Here is a 17,730-nt window from a genome sequence, read left to right as displayed (position 1 = left end):
TCTTTTAAAAAAACTGTACCATGCCACCCGCCGGCCGGGAAGCCGCCCCTTCGATGCAAAAATACTCATAAACACACCGGAGTAAGCACACACTAACGCTGAAAAATTTTGTAAAGCGACGGTGATACAAGTGAGCGATTCTTATATGCCCCTGACCTCCGTGAATAGCGGGGTCTGCAAGGAATATGCAAAAGGAATTTACGGATTAACGGTTCAGATTGTCAATGTGTTTTTTATCCTCGCGCCTTCAGGTGATGCGGTGCTGATCGACTGCGGAATGCCGAAATCGGCATCTTTCATTATCAAAGAGGCGGAGAAGCTGCTTGAAAACGATCGTCAGCTGAAGGCGATCATTTTGACGCATGGGCATTTCGATCATGTCGGGGCGCTGGAGGAGCTGTTGGATAGATGGCAAGTTCCCGTTTATGTCCATCCGGAAGAAATGCCGTATGTAACGGGAAAGGCCGATTACCCACCGGCAAAGCCTGAGGCGAAAAGCGGGCTGGTCGCAAAGCTGTCCCCTCTCTTTCCGCGGCATTCGATCGATGTTTCGTCAAGGGCAAATCCGCTTAAGGAAGACGGCTCAGTTCCGTTTTTAGAAGACTGGAGATGGATTGCTACCCCGGGCCATATCTCGCTTTTTCGCGAATCGGACAAAACGCTGGTTGCGGGTGACGCCGTCACGACGGTTGAACAGGAATCCCTTTTTGAAGTTGCGATTCAAAAACAAGAGCTGAACGGGCCGCCGGCGTATTTCACGATGGACTGGTTAAAAGCGGGGGAGTCGATTCGAAAGCTGGCTGAGCTGAAGCCCGCCTCATTATTGACCGGACACGGCGTGCCGATGAAGGGAACGGACTTTTCGCAAGAGCTTTCGAGCCTGGCGGACAGCCTTCCCGCTTCACAGGGATGGTAAGAAAAAATTACCATAACAACACGTGTTTTTATGCATCAAATGATTAATTTTCTGACTTTTTTGACAAAAGGAGCGGTTGTTTCATTTATAATGCAGATATGCTGTGAAAGGAGCTGAGGAAAGATGAACATTCAAAAAAGGGTACAGGCTTTGTTTGGAATTTCTCTTTTGTTGGGCGGACTGATGCTGTCCGGTGTGGTCCATGCTGCTGACACCCCTTATTATGGAAAGTTATATACTCAGCCAGAACAACTGTCTTCATTATATCCGGAGCCTCGGGCAGCGTTTCAAACTCCGGCATTCGTAAAGGATGATGAGGCATTCACGACACAGGAAGAAATGATGAGGTTTATCACAAGACTGACAAAAAAGAGTCCGAATGTCAAAATGAAAAATATCGGTTTTTCAATTGAGAAAAGAGCGATTCCGGTTCTGTACTTTACAAAAGACGACCGCATCCTCTCCGTATCCAATAAACCGACGATATGGCTGGAGGCGCAGATTCACGGCAATGAACCGGCCTCAGGCGAATCGGCTCTGGCCATCGCTGAAAAGCTGGCCGGACCTTACGGCGACAAGGTGCTTCAAAAAGTCAATGTGATCATCGTTCCGAGAATCAATCCTGACGGATCGTATCAGTTCACTAGAAAGCTTGCGAGCGGCATTGACGCAAACCGGGATCATGTGAAGCTTGAGTCGCCCGAGCTGCGTGCGCTTCATAGAGAATTCAATAAATATTCTCCGGAGGTCGTCATCGACGCACACGAATACGGCGTCGGCCAAAATGAATTTCAGAATATCGGAGAAAAAGGCGCTTTAAAATACCACGATCTTTTAATTTTATCAGGGAAAAATTTAAATATACCGGAAGGAATCAGAAGCGCATCTGACAGCCTTTTTGTAAACGGCGTCAGAGAAAAGCTCAGTGAAAAAGGGTTTTCAAACGATTTCTACTATACGACAGGGAAAACGGAAGACGGAAAAATAGAGATCTATGAAGGAGGACCGGAAGCGAGAATCGGACGCAACGCCTTTGCTCTTCAGCCGGCTCTTTCATTTCTTGTCGAGAGCAGGGGAATCGACATCGGCCGCGAAAACTTTAAACGTAGGGTGGCCGCCCAAGTGACGACGCATAAAACGATCATAGATACGACAGTCAAGCATGCGGCGGAAATCAAACATCTTGTCGCCTCTGAAAAATGGAAGCTGAACCAAAAAGGAGCGAAAGCCGATGACAAGGACCAGGTGGTCATCAAAAGCGATTTTGCCGGACCGTTTAAAGACACGCTGAAAATGGCTGACATCGCTTCAGGGCAGGCGATTGACGTCCCTGTTCAATATTACAACTCAAGCCAAGCTGTTCCCGTCCTTTCGCGAACGCGGCCGGTCGCCTATCTCGTCCTCCCCGGACACGAGGACATCGATAGAAAACTGAAAGACCAAGGTTTAAAAAGCGCGGCATTGCGGTTTAAGCAGAAACTTTCAGCAGAAGCCTATCAGGTCACCTCAAAAGAAACGGCCGGAGAATCAGAAGGCCGTCCTGTGGTTCAAGTTGAAACGGCGCTCAAACACGTGAAAAAAGAATTTCCGAAAGGCACAAAAGTGTATGTTACGGCACAGCCGCAAACGAATCTGCTGTCGATCGCGCTTGAGCCTGAATCGGTTGACAGCTTTGTAAGCACAGGCTACATCTCCTCTGAAAAAGGAAAAGAGCTGCCTGTCTATCGCTTTATGCTTGATCAAAAAGCGCTTCATTTACAAAAATAAACGAAAAGCATCCGTCTTGACGGCGGATGCTTTTTAACATTTATTTCAGAAAGAAAGGTTTTAAACCTCAACGAAAACCGATAAAATAAGAATCAATTGGGAGCAGGAAGGGGAGGAGTCATTTGGAAAATCGTGAAGCGCTTTGGATGGAAGCAAAGAACTTCATTGAACAATGCTATAAAGAATTGTCTAAATCAGCCGAAGAAATGAAGGAACGTTTACATACAATCCGGGAGGACATCATCAGAACGGGGAGCTATTCGCATCAGGCAGAAGAGCTGGAACACGGAGCAAGGATGGCCTGGAGAAACAGCAGCCGCTGCATCGGAAGGCTGTTCTGGAACTCTCTTTCCGTCATTGACAGGCGCGATGCGGAAACGGAAGAGGAGGTTCGGGACGCGCTTTATCATCATATCAAATCGGCGACGAACGACGGGAAAATCAAACCGTTCATCACGATTTTTCCTCCTGAGGAAAACGGCAAAAAAAAGGTGACGATTTGGAATCACCAGCTGATCAGGTATGCGGGATATGAGACGGAAAACGGCATCATCGGGGATCCGGCTTCAATCGATTTGACTAGGGCATGCGAGGAGCTTGGCTGGAGAGGCGAAAGAACGCATTTTGACGTGCTTCCGCTTATTTTTCAAATCGATGGCAAGCCTCCCGTCTGGTATGAGCTGCCCCGGTCGATCGTCAAAGAGGTGCCGCTTACACACCCTGACATTGAAGCGTTTAAAGACCTGGGACTGAAATGGTATGCTGTGCCGATCATTGCGGATATGAAGCTTGAAATCGGGGGAATTCATTATAACGCGGCTCCGTTTAACGGCTGGTACATGGGCACGGAGATCGGCGCGCGCAATTTAGCCGATGAAGACCGCTACAATATGCTCGGGAAAGTGGCGAACATCATGGGCCTTGATACTGAGCGAAATGCTTCATTGTGGAAAGACCGGGCGCTCGTTGAATTGAACACGGCCGTGCTTCATTCATACAAACAGGCAGGCGTCAGCATCGTCGATCACCACACGGCGGCAAGCCAGTTTAAACGCTTTGAGGAGCAGGAGGCAGAAGAGGGGCGCGAGCTGACGGCAAGCTGGACGTGGCTGATCCCGCCGCTGTCGCCGGCATCGACCCATATTTTCCACAGCCATTATGAGAATAAAACCGTAAAACCGAATTATTTTTATCAGGATAAGCCTTATATCGAACAGTAAAAGGAGACTGCAGCAATGAAAAAACACCTTTGGCTTGGCGCCGCTCTGGCTGTTATGTTGTCCGTTTTGACTTATACGGGAGCGGAAGCAAAAGGGGCAAAAATCGTACTTGGTTATACGACGGGGGAGACGGCATCATACCGTTCGCTGACGAGTTATCACAGCTATCTGAACGCGATAGCGCCTGATACGTATGCGTTTGACCAAAAAGGAAACATCATCGGAGAGACGCCGAAAAACCAGCTGTCGTATGCAAAAAAGAAAAAAATAAAAACGTGGGCGGTCATCTCCAATTATAATGAATCGATTCAAGACTTTGACGGGAACCTGGCGTCGCGCGTCATGACAAACAAAACTGTGCGCAAACATTTTGCCGCCCGGCTCGTCAAGCTTGCCAAAAAAGAATCGTTTACCGGAATCAACATCGACTTTGAAGCGGTAAAACCGGGCGACAGGGCCAAGTATTCGAGCCTCATTCAATACGTGGCAGGCGTACTGAAAAAGAACAAGATCAAAACGATGGTATCGGTTCCTGCCAAAAGCGCGGATAATCGAAATGATGACTGGAGCTGGCCGTACGACTACGCAAAAATCGGCAAATATGCCGACTATGTGCAAGTCATGACATACGACGAACACGGCGTTTGGGGCAGTCTGGGATCAGTCGCCGGAACGAACTGGATCAAGGGAACGTTACAATATGCGGTAAAGACGATCAAAGCGAATAAAGTGATCATGGGCATTCCGTCTTACGGGAACGACTGGGATCTGAAGGATCATTCGAACAGCAAATTAAAACAGTGGAATGAGCTTGCGGCGCTCAAAAAAAAGCTGAAGGCAAAGCCTGTTTACAACAAAAAATCGGGCTCCATGATGTTTTCTTATAAGGACGCAAACAAACATAAGCATGTCGTCTGGTATGAAGACGAAAAAACGATTGCAGCGAAGAGCCGCCTGGCCAGGCAGTATAAAATCGCAGGTGTATCCGTTTATTCTTTAGGACACGAATCAGCGTCGTTCTGGAAGGCGGTTCAAAAAGGAATGAAATAAACGTTGAAAACGGCTGTCCGAAAAAAACGGGCAGCCTGATTTATGCCCGAAGGAGCTGTTTTATGAAACACGATATTGACTTATTTATGGAACGGAATTTTATGGGAATGCACTTAAAACCGCCGTTATTCTACAGATGGCCGTACGGGATTCGTTTTGAAATCGCAAAGCCTTGGGCAGATCATGAAGAACCGGACAACCTTCGGCAGATGAAAGAAAGAAGCCTTGCGATATTCAACCGGGTGTTTTCAGCCGCCGATAACATGCTGATTGCCGCGGATATCACCTTTGGGCAAAAAAAGCGGATGAACCTTTTTAAAAAATGCGTGAAGCAAAAAACGATTTTAAAGAGGCTGCAGCATCGGGGGGACAGCCGTTTTTATCTTCGCTGCACGAAGGGCGATATCCGCTTCGGCAACTGCTGTCCGTCATATGCGCCAAAGATTTTTCGAATCCGGGATACGATTTTGACATCTATTTTTTGAATGCCTCGCGGAAGATGGTTTTCCATTTGTATGATGACCGGGGTTGCGATGTGATCGCCGCTCGGAAAGAAGACCTTGAGCCGCTGTACAGCCGGTTGAACGAATGGATTTTAGACGTTGACAGGGACCGGATTGATCGATTATTTGCAAATAAATAAGACCGGTTAAAACCGGCCTTATCTGTTCATGCCGTTTTCTTTTCGGAATAGCATGTACGAGTAGATATACGGCGCAAAAACGGTAATCAAAATAATCGGCAGAATCACACCTGGACCGATGGCAAACAAGCCGTCAGCTATGATGAAGATGCCTGCGACGGTAAACACCTTCGCCCCGAATCTGTGGGTTTTTTTCCAAATCTCATCACTGCTCAATGTCCAAGGGTTTTTAATGCCCATAAAGAAATTGGGACGGACCCGCGGAAGGTAATTGCCGATTACGATCAGAAGAGCCCCAACAAGGACCGGGGCGATGCTCCGGGTCGGCAGATCGTATCCGAGTCCGGACAGCACCATCAATAGATTGATCAAAGAAAAGATCACCATCATCGCATTGACGAGAATATCATACGTTTTTGAAAACAGGCGGTAGTTTTTCTTGCGGGGGTCGATTTTTGGCGTGACGGCCATCAAGCCGTACACAACGACAAGCAGTCCCATCGCAGTCAGCATCGCTTCCATTTTTGGGGCATAGCGGTCGACTTCGCCTGAGGACGACCAATGGATCGGGACCTGGTCGGCCATGTGCGGGTACGCGAATACCCAAACCAACAGATTGATGATCATTATAGATAGCGGAAATATGTGCTTCTTCATTTTGCATCTCCTTCGTCTTTTCCATTTTGTTCAGTAAAGCTGAAAGCCCAGCTGATAATATCTTGAAACATCGTCGTATTCAGCGAGTAAATGATGAATTGCCCTTTTTTTTCATCCTGAATTAATTCGGCCTGTTTTAAGATTTTTAGATGCTGGGAGATACTCGGCTTTGACATTTGAAAATGGCCGGCGATTTCACCGGCAGTCATGTCCCGTTCTTTCAGCAGATTCAATATTTTTCTCCTAGTCGGATCGGCCAATGCTTTAAAGGTTTGATTCATGTTTAACATCCTTGATATTTAGGTATTTAGTTATTTAACTAAATGCTAAAGTATTTCCCTGAAGAAGTCAAGAGACACGAAAAAATAATATGAGATGTTAAACTTCTGGTATCCGTCAAGCTGTTTCGTTTCCTCGACTGTGACGTCTGTGACGCGTGAAAACGGGCTTCCTTTTTGGACGGCTTTCAGAAACTGTTTCAGGCTTTCTTCAGGCCCTTCGGCACGGATCTCCACAGTGCCGTTATCGCGGTTTTTGACCCAACCGGTCAGTTTCTGTTTATCCGCCTCCATTTGTACGAAGTAGCGGAAGCCGACGCCTTGGACGCGTCCGTCAACAATGATCCGATATTGAAGCACCCTAGAACACCCCTTTTCTTCTATGCTATCATATTTCCCGTTTTTCGATCACGGGATGGACATGAAGAATGCGAATCGCTACAATATGAAAATATAGGAAGGGCGTGATGATTTGGATCAAAAAGAGTATGAGATTTCGTCAATTTATGTAGGATCGCCGGAGGTATGCGAATTTGAAGGGAAGAAAGTGGAGACGGCGATTTTTAAACGTCCCGCCGGCTCTCCCGTATTTTTGAGCAGGACGAATTTTGACGGCGACAAGCAGGCCGATCTCGTCCATCACGGGGGCGCGGATAAGGCCGTGTGCGTCTATCCGGCTGACCATTATCCGTATTGGGAGAACGCGCTTGGCGAAAAGCTTCCTCAGGCTGCATTCGGCGAAAATCTGTCTGTCAAAGGATTAACCGAACAAGATGTATGCATTGGTGACATTTTCAAGCTCGGTGAAGCGCTGGTGCAGGTGAGCCAGCCGCGGCAGCCTTGTTTTAAGCTCGCCAAAAAGCTGAATGTCAAAGATATGGTGCTGAAAGTAAGGGACACCGGCTACAGCGGCTTTTATTTCAGGGTGCTGGAAGAAGGGATCGTTGCACCTGATTCGCGGCTGCGCTTCGTCTCCCGTGACGCGCACGAAATCACTGTCGCATATGCAAACCGTTTGATGTACCATGACCGGAATAATCAGCCAGCCATTCGGAAGATCCTTGAGGTCGAGGCTTTGTCAGAAAGCTGGAGGGCGGCATTTATAAAGCAGCTGGGCGCATAAAAAAAGCCGCACCGGAAAAACGGTGCGGCGTCATGATTATTTTTTTACAGTGTCAAGCAGATTCGCTAAAAAGTGCGTTTTGTAGCTTTGAAGCTTTCTTCCTTCATACGTCGTCATCCCCAGTTTTTTCAATTCTTGAACATACCAGCCTTTGCTTCCGTAATGCATGTCAGAAAACTCCTTTCCATCATGGATTAATTGGCATTCTAACATCCATCCAAAAGCGTTGAAAAGGGGCATAACGAAATTTTCAAAAACTGATTCTTTCGAATCAGTCTAAAGGTATGAATCGAAAGGTTAACGATAGATCAGACTGGTGATGACCATCGCAAGAATCAACATGCTGAGAACGATTCCGATGTATTTCAAAAAACCGTTCTTTTTTTTATGGGCATATACGGTTAATATCACGCTTTCGATGAAAAAAATCAGTCCGATGATGGCAAACAACATAAATAAAAGAGCTCCTTTCAGCCATGCTGTTTTTTATTGTAACATAAAAAACCCGGACTTTGACGGCAGTCCGGGTTTGCGCTTATCGATTAATCCAGCTTCGTTAAAATGACCGGTTCGCCTTTCGTGATCACGATCGTATGCTCGATCTGCGCCACCAGGCTTCCGTCAGGCGTTTTGAACGTCCAGCCGTCTCCTGTTTCTACAACATGTTCGGCTTTGGTCGAAACAAACGGCTCCAGTGCGATGACGGTTCCGTTTTTGAAGAGCGCGCTGTCAAACGGATCATAGTAGTTTAGAATGTGATTCGGCGCTTCGTGAAGCTTTTTTCCGATCCCGTGGCCGGTCAGGTTTTTAATGACGGTAAATCCGTTTGCCTTCGCTTCGTTGTATACGGCTCTGCCGATTTGGTTTTGTTTTTTTCCGGCCCGCGCCTGCTCGAGCCCTTTTTGAAAAGCGCTTTCTGCGCATTGGCACAGCTTGTGCAGCGTTTCATCGCCATTGCCCAATACGAATGAAATTCCGGTGTCTGAATAGTAGCCGCCGAATTCAGCCGAAATGTCGATATTGATCAAATCTCCTTCTTTTAAAATCGTAGAAGTGCTCGGAATGCCGTGGGCCACTTCATCATTGACGCTGATGCACGTCGTTCCCGGGAAATCGTATTCTTTCTCCGGAGCTGATGCGGCTCCGTGGGCTTCAAGCACCTGCTTTCCGATCAGATCGAGCTCTTTTGTACTCATGCCGGGCTCGGCTTTTGCCTTCATTTCTTCCCTCGCCAAAGCGACGATTCTGCCGATTTTTTTGAGCCCTTCAAGCTCTTGGTCATTCGTTACAATCACAGTTCATTCCCGCTTTCTTTTTTTATATTCTACATCAAGCTTACCATATCTGTTCCCGAAAAAGGAACAGCGCGGCCTGGCGGCGAAAAAACACCTGCCTTCCGTCTAAGAAAGCAGGTGTTTTTGATCATTGTCCGGACTCCGATGTCGTTGCTTTAGATGCGTCGGATTCGGAGCTTTTCGGATTATGATTGGTGTAGTCGTAGTCGTTCGGATCGATTGCCTTGAATCCTTTCGGTTTATAGAACCGCAGCAAATCTCCGTCGACGATTTTATCCGACATTTCAAGCTCTTTTTTCACCGATTCATCGATGTTCGGATCGACGTCTTTTTCGCTGAGGAGCTTGCCTGTCTTCGTATCGTAGTAGTTTCCGTTCGTTTTCGTGTACTTCGGCGAAATGAAGTCGCCGTTTCTGAACGGAATCACTTCGCGGTGTTCAGGAGACAGAAGGTCGGAACCGCTCATCAAGTAATCTTTCGTATCCACGCCCATCAAGTGAAGCAGGGTAGGTTCCACATCGACTTCGCCGCCGTATTTGTGGGATTTTACCCCTTTGACACCCGGTGCGTGGATGAACAGCGGAACCCGCTGTAATTGAGCATTCTCATACGGTGTAATATCTTTGCCCAATACTTTGGACATCGCTTTATTATGGTTTTCAGAAATGCCGTAGTGGTCGCCGTACATGACCACAATCGTATTATCATACAATCCTGATTTTTTCAGATCGTTGAAAAACTGTTCGAGCGCCTGATCCATGTAATGAGCCGATTGGAAATACTGGTCAACGACGCTGTCGCCCGTGTTTCCGGCCGGGAAGTCTGTATCGCCTTCATCCATTTCAAACGGGAAATGGTTTGACAGCGTGATGAACTTCGTATAGAACGGCTGCTTCAGGCTATTTAACAGCGGCATGGATTCTTTGAAGAACGGTATATCCTTCATGCCGTAGTTTTTCGTATTCTCTTCGCTCATATCGTAGTACGTCGCGTCGAAAAATTTGTCATATCCGATGGCTTTGTACATTTCATTGCGGTTCCAGAACGTTTTGTAGTTGCCGTGGAAAACCGCGGATGTATAGCCTTGGGATTTCAAAATCGCCGGTGCCGACTGAAGCGTGTTTTGCGCTTTATTGATGAATACCGAACCTTGTGATAAAGGATACAGCGAGTTGTCCATCATAAATTCGGCGTCTGATGTTTTACCTTGTCCAGTTTGGTGGAAAAAGTTATCGAAATAGAACGTTTCATTGTCGTGTGCCAGCGAGTTTAAAAACGGCGTAACTTCTTTGCCGTCAACCTTATAGTCGATGATAAAATTCTGCAGCGATTCCATCGAAATATAGACGACGTTCATGCCTTTCGCTTTTCCGAAATACTTAGGATCCGGCTTATCATAATTGGCTTTGATATAGTTTTCGACGTCTGTAACATCGCTTGATTTTGCAAAGGCGCGCTGGCTGTTTGACCTGATGTTTTGAACCGCGTCGTAGATTGTGAAGTTGTATGTGCCCAAATACTTCACAAGGTAGTTCCGGTCAAATGAGCGGGTGAGAAGCTCCGGACGGTCCATCTCCGCAACTGCAAGATTGGCGAGAAAGACCAGGATGCTTGCACCCATTACGATTTTAAACGGACGCTTTGTCGTTTTTTCAGACGGTCTGTTATAAAAAACGGCCAATGCGATCAATATGATCGTATCGATAAAATAAAAGACATCGAGAGGATGCATTAATGAGAAAATACTGTCCCCGAGCTGTCCGCCGTTTGTTCTTGCCTGCATGATCGTAGGCAGCGTGATAAAGTCACTGAAAAATCTGTAGTATACGATGTTTGCGTAAAGCAAAAAAGACATTAAAAAATGAATCACTATTATGGCTGTCTGCTGTAATTTTTTCTTGAACAGAAGTCCAAATCCAAGAAAGAACAAGCTTGAGCTAATCGGATTCACAAAAAGCAAAATCTTTTGTACTATGTTGGTTATTCCTAAATTAAATTCAATTACATAAGCAGCATACGTTTTTAGCCATAGCAATACAACGGCTATCAGAAAAAAGGCAAGCCCTCTTTCCTTTATAAATCTTTTCATTGTTACACTCCTTTTTCCGGATCAGCATAAAACCATCGGAACGAAAGAAAAAACGAATGTATAAAATATACCATGAAATGCCGATTTAGAAAAGCGTTAACTGAGCCGGCCGAAGAAACGGCAAAACCCCCGGCGGAAAACGGTTTTTTGAGGATTTTTCAGCGATCTGGAAATATTTTGCGCAGACTAGTATTGGCTCTGTTATTGTTTTATGGCAGACTGATTTATAATATGAATGAAAAAGGCTGGTGAGAACATGGATTTCTCATATCTAATCTCTGAGGACAGAATTAAGCGGGCGATTGAGGACGGGGAGTTTGACAGGCTGCCGGGAATGGGCAAGCCGCTTAAAAAAGATGAAGCAGCCCATGTTCCAGAAGATCTCCGGATGGCTTACAGGGTGCTGAAAAACGCCGGAATGGCCGGTGATGAAGGGGCTTTGAAAAAAGAGCTGATGACCATTGAAGAATTGATCGCCAAATGTACGGACGAAAGCGAACGCGAGCGGTTGATGGAAAGAAAAACGGAAAACAGGCTCAAGCTTGACAGGCTTGCAGACAAAAAAGGCCTGTTCGACAAACCTGCGTCCGCTTTTTATAAAGATAAGGTGTATCGCCGGTTCGGCCGTTAGCAGAAATAGAGGCAGACCTTAAAGGTCTGTTTTTTTATTTTTTTGAAAGCGCTGTAAAAAATCTGTTGACTACTTGTATATACAGATATACAATAAAAGCATAACATGTATATACAAGTATAGAACGGAGGGGTTGGCATGGGGGAACTGAACAGATCTGCACGGCAAATTGCCGATGCTATCGGCGGTGCGGAAAATATAGCAGCGGCCACTCACTGTGTGACTCGTTTGCGATTTGCATTAATAGATGAAAGCAAGGTTGATCAAGAGGCGCTTGATCAAATTGACGTCGTGAAGGGATCGTTTTCGGCGAACGGCCAGTTTCAGGTGGTGATCGGCCAGGGGACGGTCAACAGCGTATACGCCGAGTTCGTGAAGGAAACAGGAATCGGCGAAGCCACGAAGGATGATGTGAAGAAAGCTGCTGAGAAAAAGATGAATCCTTTGCAGCGTGCCGTGAAAACGCTTGCAGATATTTTTATTCCGATTTTGCCGGCAATTGTTACAGCTGGATTGCTGATGGGGATCAACAATATTTTAACGGCACAGGACATTTTCTTCAGCGGGAAGTCGATCGTTCAAGTTTATCCGCAGTGGGCTGATCTGGCCAATATGATCAATTTGATTGCGGGAACGGCATTCGCCTTTCTGCCTGCCTTAATCGGCTGGTCGGCCGTGAAGCGTTTCGGCGGCAATCCGCTTCTTGGGATCGTGCTCGGCGTCATGCTGGTGCATCCGGATCTCTTAAACGCCTGGGGATACGGTGCTGCGGAGCAAAGCGGAAAAATCCCCGTTTGGAACCTTTTCGGCCTTGAGGTGCAGAAGGTCGGGTACCAGGGGCAGGTGCTGCCGATATTGATCGCTTCCTATTTGCTTGCGAAAATTGAGCTGTTTTTAACGAAGCGGACTCCCGAAAGCATTCAGCTGCTCGTCGTTGCTCCGATCACGCTGCTTGTGACAGGCTTTGCGTCGTTTATCATCATCGGGCCGGTTACATTTGCAATTGGAAACGCTTTAACTTCCGGGTTTATTGCGGTATTCGGCACATTCGCAGCTCTTGGGGGCCTCTTGTACGGCGGGTTGTACTCGGCCCTCGTCATAACCGGAATGCATCACACGTTCCTTGCGGTTGACCTGCAGCTCATCGGCTCTAAGCTCGGCGGGACATTTTTATGGCCGATGCTCGCGCTCTCCAATATCGCTCAAGGGTCGGCGGCGCTTGCGATGATGTTCATTGTAAAAGATGAAAAACAAAAAGGGCTTTCTTTAACATCAGGTATTTCCGCTTATCTCGGCATTACAGAACCGGCGATATTCGGGGTGAACCTGCGGTACAGGTTTCCGTTTATCATCGCGATGATCAGCTCCGGGCTTGCCGGAATGTATATTTCCTCACAAGGCGTTTTGGCGAGCTCTGTCGGAGTCGGCGGCGTCCCGGGCATTTTCTCAATCATGAGCCAGTATTGGGGCGCGTTTGCGATCGGAATGGCTATTGTGCTGGTGGCGCCGTTTGCCGGAACATACGTCTATGCAAGAATGAAACAAAAATCCTAAACGGGAAGAGACGCATGTTGCGGTCTCTTTTCCCTTTTCAATAGAAAGAAAGTGGTGGTGCTGATAATGGAAACGAAACAACAGCCATGGTGGAAAACAGCCGTGGTCTATCAAATCTATCCGAAAAGCTTCAACGACACGACAGGAAGCGGTGTCGGCGATATTCAGGGCATCATCGAAAAGCTTGATTACATAAAAGAGCTTTCCTGTGATGTCATTTGGCTGACGCCGATCTACGAATCTCCTCAACGTGACAACGGCTATGACATCAGCGACTATTACCGGATTCATGAAGATTACGGAACAATGGAGGACTTTGAGCGGTTGTTGGAGGAAGCCCACAAACGCGGCTTAAAGGTGATCATGGATCTTGTCGTCAACCATACGTCGACAGAGCACAGATGGTTTAAAGAAGCATCATCGGCGAAAGACAATCCTTACCGGAATTTTTATATTTGGAAGGATGGGAAGCCGGACGGATCAGAGCCGACGAACTGGGAGTCGAAATTCGGCGGCTCCGCATGGGCATTTGATGAAAAGACGGGTCAATATTATCTCCATCTTTACGATGTGACGCAGGCTGATTTGAATTGGGAGAATGAAGAGGTCAGAAAAAAAGTATATGAGATGATGCATTTCTGGTTCGAAAAAGGGATTGACGGCTTCAGGCTCGACGTCATCAATGTCATTTCCAAAGACCAGCGCTTTCCGGATGACGACCAAGGAGACGGACGGAGGTTTTATACAGACGGTCCGCGCGTTCACGAATTTTTGCATGAAATGAACAGGGAAGTCTTTTCACAATATGACAGCATGACAGTCGGAGAAATGTCATCGACATCAATTGCCGATTGCATCAAATACACGAACCCTGACAGTCAAGAGCTGAATATGGTGTTTAACTTCCATCATTTAAAGGTCGACTATCCAAACGGGGAAAAGTGGAGCTTAAGCGAATTTGATTTCTTGAAATTAAAGAAGATTCTTTCTGAATGGCAGACGGAGATGAATAAAGGAGGCGGCTGGAATGCGCTGTTCTGGTGCAACCACGATCAGCCGCGGATCGTCTCGCGCTACGGGGACGACGGGAAGCACCGCAAAAAATCGGCGAAAATGCTGGCGACGGCGATCCATATGCTGCAAGGCACCCCTTACATTTATCAAGGTGAAGAAATCGGAATGACCAATCCGAAATTTGATGATATTTCGCAGTATCGGGATGTGGAATCTATAAATATGTATTGCTTAATGAAAGAAGAAGGAAAGCCCGAACAAGAGATCATCGGCATCTTAAAAGCGAAATCGCGCGATAATTCGCGGACACCGATGCAATGGAACGGCGGGGAAAACGCAGGGTTTACGACGGGAACGCCTTGGATTCCGATTCCCGCAAACTACAAAGACATCAATGCCGAGGAAGCGCTGCAAGATCCCGATTCGGTTTTTTACCATTATAAAAAGCTGAATGAGCTGCGGAAAGAATACGAGATTATCACAACAGGCGATTTTCAGCTCATTCTTGAAGGCGATCCGCAGCTTTTCGCATATATAAGAAACGGAAAAAACGAAAAGCTCCTCGTCATCAATAATTTCTACGGCAAGGAAACCGAGTTCCGCCTGCCTGAAACTATCGATTGCGAAGGGTATTCTGCCGAGGTTCTGATCACAAACGATCCGGAGATTCCGGAACAATTCGGCCGTTTTACGGTAAAGCCTTATCAATCGATAGTTTATCATCTTGCCAAACCATGCTAAACTAAGCTGGGTGGTAAAAAATGAAAGTCAACAAATATGTCATGATTTATAAAGAAATCGCCGAACAAATCGATCAGGGCATCCTGAACGCCGGCGATATCCTGCCGTCGGAACACGATCTGACAGACCGGCACGACACGTCGAGGGAAACCGTTCGAAAAGCGCTGAATATGCTTGCTCAAAACGGCTACATTCAAAAAATCAGGGGAAAAGGATCAGTCGTCCTCAACAGGGAAAAAATGCAGTTCCCGGTTTCCGGACTGGTCAGTTTTAAAGAGCTTTCCGAAACGCTTGGAAGAGAGACGAGCACGACCGTACATGAATTCGGCTTGACCCATCCGGGTGTATATATCCAAAAACAGCTTCGGATCAAAGAAGACGAAGAGGTATGGCGAGTCGTCAGGTCCCGGACAATCAACGGAGAGCGCGTCATCCTTGATAAGGATTATTTTATCCGTAAAAGCGTCCCGCTTTTAACGAAAGAGATATGCGAGGATTCCATTTATCAATATATTGAGGAGGAGCTTGGACTCGCGATCAGCTATGCCCACAAGGAAATCGTCGTTGAGCCGTGTACGGAAACGGATCAAACATATTTGGATTTAAACGGATATGAGCACATCGTCGTCGTGAAAAACTATGTGTTCCTCGATGACACGACACTGTTTCAATATACGGAAAGCAGACACCGGCTTGATAAATTCCGGTTTGTCGATTTTGCAAGACGGGAAAAGTAGCACGGTTCGCCTGACGGCGGCCGTGTTTTTTTGTGTGGAGCCGTTTCTCATCGCGTCCAATCTGAATATGATGCCAAAGGCAAGGCATGAGAAATGGAGGCTATGCGAATGATTCATGAGACCGTTAAGGTTGGAAAGAACGTGGTATTGGGAGAAGGTGCCGTCATTGAAGAAAACGTGGCGATCGGGGATGACGTGACGATCGGCCACCATGCGATCATCAAGAAGGATACACAGCTCGGAAGCGGAGTGATGATCGGCGATTTGGCCGTACTCGGCAAAGAGACTTCTTCAAATAAAAAAATGGCGCGCCAGCCGAAAAAAGCAGGCGGACCTTTGGTGATTGAAGATGGATCCGTCATCGGTTCAAACGTTGTCATCTACAGAGACGTCCGCTTGGGAAAGGGCGTGTTTGTGGGCGATATGGCAAGCATCCGCGAAAATGTAACAGTCGGAGAAGAAAGCATCATCGGCCGAAGCGCCATGGTTGAGAACAATACAAAGATCGGGTGCAGGGTTACCGTCCAAACGGGATGCTATATCACCGCCGATATGGAAATCGAAGATCAAGTATTCATCGGTCCGTGCTGTTCAACATCAAATGATAAATATATGGGAACGGGAAATTATCAATATAAAGGTCCAACGATTAAAAGGGGAGCAAAAATCGGCAACAATGCGACATTGCTGCCATCTGTCGTTATCGGAGAACACGCCGTAATCGGCGCCGGAGCCGTCATCACAAGAGATATTCCCGCCGGAAAAACCGCTTACGGCAACCCGGGCAGGGTGATGAAATAACCGTCTTCTATAGAAAGACGGTTTTTGGTTTTGAAGGAATAAATGTTAAATAACGAAGGAGCGACAGGCCCAACGGGACCAGCCAGCTCTCAAACAGCGCTTTTCTTTACAAATATCTCAGGTTCTATTTCAGCCTATAATCCGCCGACTGTTCCGTTAAATACTGAAGTAACTGTATGCAGCGGTTAAAATGTTAAAATCGATTATGCTCTGGCAGTAGAGGATGTAAATACAGCAAAATTAGTATTGAATCACACTGAGACGGAACTCTGCTTCAAACTAGAATATTTAATAGAAATCTTACGGCAGCTGGAACACAAAAATTCCCGTTAGCTAGCACTTTTGTTGATACTGTACCTGACGCTGCAAACTGTTACCTATACAGTTAGAAAAGCCGTAACAACAGCTGCAAACGTAGCTTCTGCAGCAGCTTTCAATAGAGATTTAAATATAATTCGATTCCCTTAGAGAAGAGGGAGATGTTCTTTTAGAGCATCTCTCTTTATTTTTAAATAAGTTTTAAGAGAATTCATTTTTTAACAATATAGTAGACGCTCAAACTTTAGCTATAAATGTGTTTTAATCGTATGGAAAACAACGTGACCGAGTGATATATGAATTCATAGTATATGCTAGCTTCAATCTTTAAATTAACTATTGAAGCAAATCTAAGAAAAGGAGGTAAAATCCTATATGTCGATTCAAAATGTAGTTGTTAATGGGGGTTTCGAGACAGGGACACTCCCACCTTGGGTTGGCCAAAATGCAACGGTCACTACTCAGTTTTCTCATTCGGGTTTTTGGTCGACAACATTGCTGGGTGGAAATGTAGTATCATTTATAGCTCAATTTGCCCCAGTTAACCCTGGAGAGGGTTTAGAATTTCTAGTGTCTTTGGCCAAATCGGGATTTTTACCGTCTCCTCAAGTGCAGATACAGGTTTCGTTTTTTGATAGTTCATTTAACTTCCTTGGACAGGGGCTATTTGTTAATATTCCATTTAATAGATTACCGGTTGTAGAAAATAACACATGGATTGAAATCTATCAAACGACAGATCCTGCTCCTGTGGGTTCTACTATGGCGTTTATTTTGATTAATACTCTTCCGCAATTTGGAACTGCTAATGTCATAGTAGACGATGTAGCACTTTTACAGACTGATGGAGCGGCAGGTCCGACAGGTCCAACAGGAGCAACAGGTCCGACGGGAGC

General features: G+C 46.4%; 18 protein-coding genes and 1 pseudogene. 12 read left to right on the top strand and 7 right to left on the bottom strand.

The genetic code is table 11. The annotated features are described in order from the left end of the window. Positions 1–130 precede the first annotated feature (130 nt). From V7126_RS21765 to V7126_RS21745, 5 genes and pseudogenes are all read left to right on the top strand, one after another. The gene (locus V7126_RS21765; protein WP_216899059.1) at positions 131–916 is read left to right on the top strand and encodes an MBL fold metallo-hydrolase; all 786 of its coding nucleotides are present in this window, start codon (positions 131–133) and stop codon (positions 914–916) included. A 123-nt stretch (positions 917–1,039) separates the two neighbouring features. Next, a complete protein-coding gene (locus V7126_RS21760) occupies positions 1,040–2,683 on the top strand; it encodes a M14 family metallopeptidase (RefSeq protein WP_175075903.1) in 1,644 nt (547 codons plus the stop codon). A gap of 122 nt (positions 2,684–2,805) precedes the next feature. Then, positions 2,806–3,903 (top strand): nitric oxide synthase oxygenase, encoded by a 1,098-nt coding sequence (locus V7126_RS21755; protein ID WP_046130375.1) that lies wholly within the window; start codon positions 2,806–2,808, stop codon positions 3,901–3,903. Positions 3,904–3,918: 15 nt separating this feature from the next. Next, on the top strand, positions 3,919–4,953 hold the full coding sequence (locus tag V7126_RS21750) for a glycosyl hydrolase family 18 protein (protein WP_175075904.1): 1,035 nt from the start codon (positions 3,919–3,921) through the stop codon (positions 4,951–4,953). A 62-nt stretch (positions 4,954–5,015) separates the two neighbouring features. Continuing rightward, positions 5,016–5,596, top strand: a pseudogene (locus tag V7126_RS21745) (DUF3885 domain-containing protein). An 18-nt stretch (positions 5,597–5,614) separates the two neighbouring features. Here V7126_RS21745 and V7126_RS21735 read toward each other — a convergent pair. From V7126_RS21735 to V7126_RS21725, 3 genes are read right to left on the bottom strand one after another with little or no spacing between them, the layout of a single operon-like run. After that, a complete protein-coding gene (locus V7126_RS21735; RefSeq protein ID WP_046130373.1) occupies positions 5,615–6,253 on the bottom strand; it encodes an SdpI family protein in 639 nt (212 codons plus the stop codon). After that, positions 6,250–6,534, bottom strand: coding sequence for an autorepressor SdpR family transcription factor (locus tag V7126_RS21730; RefSeq protein ID WP_046130372.1), 285 nt, complete (start codon positions 6,532–6,534; stop codon positions 6,250–6,252). Before V7126_RS21730 ends, V7126_RS21735 begins: the two co-directional genes overlap by 4 nt. Before the next feature lie 45 nt (positions 6,535–6,579). Beyond that, positions 6,580–6,891: an acylphosphatase gene (locus V7126_RS21725; protein ID WP_046130371.1), complete on the bottom strand. Its 312-nt coding sequence runs from the start codon at positions 6,889–6,891 to the stop codon at positions 6,580–6,582. 112 nt (positions 6,892–7,003) lie between these two features. Between V7126_RS21725 and V7126_RS21720 the strand changes: the two genes are divergently transcribed. Further along, on the top strand, positions 7,004–7,654 hold the full coding sequence (locus V7126_RS21720) for an MOSC domain-containing protein (RefSeq protein ID WP_175075905.1): 651 nt from the start codon (positions 7,004–7,006) through the stop codon (positions 7,652–7,654). 36 nt (positions 7,655–7,690) lie between these two features. On the opposite strand, the gene V7126_RS21715 is transcribed toward V7126_RS21720, so the two are convergent. The 4 genes from V7126_RS21715 to V7126_RS21700 form a co-directional block, all read right to left on the bottom strand. After that, a complete protein-coding gene (locus V7126_RS21715) occupies positions 7,691–7,822 on the bottom strand; it encodes a YflJ family protein (protein ID WP_065894194.1) in 132 nt (43 codons plus the stop codon). Positions 7,823–7,951: 129 nt separating this feature from the next. After that, positions 7,952–8,107: a hypothetical protein gene (locus V7126_RS21710; RefSeq protein WP_099047022.1), complete on the bottom strand. Its 156-nt coding sequence runs from the start codon at positions 8,105–8,107 to the stop codon at positions 7,952–7,954. Between the two features lie 89 nt (positions 8,108–8,196). Next, the gene (gene map, locus V7126_RS21705; RefSeq protein WP_046130369.1) at positions 8,197–8,949 is read right to left on the bottom strand and encodes a type I methionyl aminopeptidase; all 753 of its coding nucleotides are present in this window, start codon (positions 8,947–8,949) and stop codon (positions 8,197–8,199) included. 127 nt (positions 8,950–9,076) lie between these two features. Beyond that, positions 9,077–11,038 (bottom strand): LTA synthase family protein, encoded by a 1,962-nt coding sequence (locus V7126_RS21700; RefSeq protein WP_046130368.1) that lies wholly within the window; start codon positions 11,036–11,038, stop codon positions 9,077–9,079. A gap of 256 nt (positions 11,039–11,294) precedes the next feature. Here V7126_RS21700 and V7126_RS21695 point away from each other — a divergent pair, with 256 nt between their 5' ends. The 6 genes from V7126_RS21695 to V7126_RS21670 form a co-directional block, all read left to right on the top strand. After that, positions 11,295–11,669 carry a DUF1992 domain-containing protein gene (locus V7126_RS21695; RefSeq protein WP_046130366.1) on the top strand — a complete coding sequence of 125 codons (375 nt, stop codon included), beginning with the start codon at positions 11,295–11,297 and terminating at the stop codon, positions 11,667–11,669. Between the two features lie 138 nt (positions 11,670–11,807). After that, positions 11,808–13,223, top strand: coding sequence for a PTS system trehalose-specific EIIBC component (treP, locus tag V7126_RS21690; RefSeq protein ID WP_175075906.1), 1,416 nt, complete (start codon positions 11,808–11,810; stop codon positions 13,221–13,223). A gap of 66 nt (positions 13,224–13,289) precedes the next feature. Then, the gene (gene treC / locus V7126_RS21685) at positions 13,290–14,978 is read left to right on the top strand and encodes an alpha,alpha-phosphotrehalase (protein WP_046130364.1); all 1,689 of its coding nucleotides are present in this window, start codon (positions 13,290–13,292) and stop codon (positions 14,976–14,978) included. 20 nt (positions 14,979–14,998) lie between these two features. Further along, positions 14,999–15,715, top strand: coding sequence for a trehalose operon repressor (treR, locus tag V7126_RS21680; RefSeq protein ID WP_046130363.1), 717 nt, complete (start codon positions 14,999–15,001; stop codon positions 15,713–15,715). Between the two features lie 108 nt (positions 15,716–15,823). Further along, complete coding sequence (locus V7126_RS21675) at positions 15,824–16,516, top strand: N-acetyltransferase (protein WP_046130362.1); 693 nt, start codon at positions 15,824–15,826, stop codon at positions 16,514–16,516. A 693-nt stretch (positions 16,517–17,209) separates the two neighbouring features. Beyond that, positions 17,210–17,730 (top strand): NTTRR-F1 domain (locus V7126_RS21670; protein ID WP_335499042.1); only part of this gene is annotated, 521 nt, incomplete at its 3' end.

Origin of the sequence: Bacillus sp. JJ675 (genome assembly GCF_036963165.1) — a bacterium.
GTDB classification, from domain to species: Bacteria; Bacillota; Bacilli; order Bacillales; family Bacillaceae; genus Bacillus; species Bacillus glycinifermentans.
This window is presented reverse-complemented; position numbering and strand designations above follow the sequence as displayed.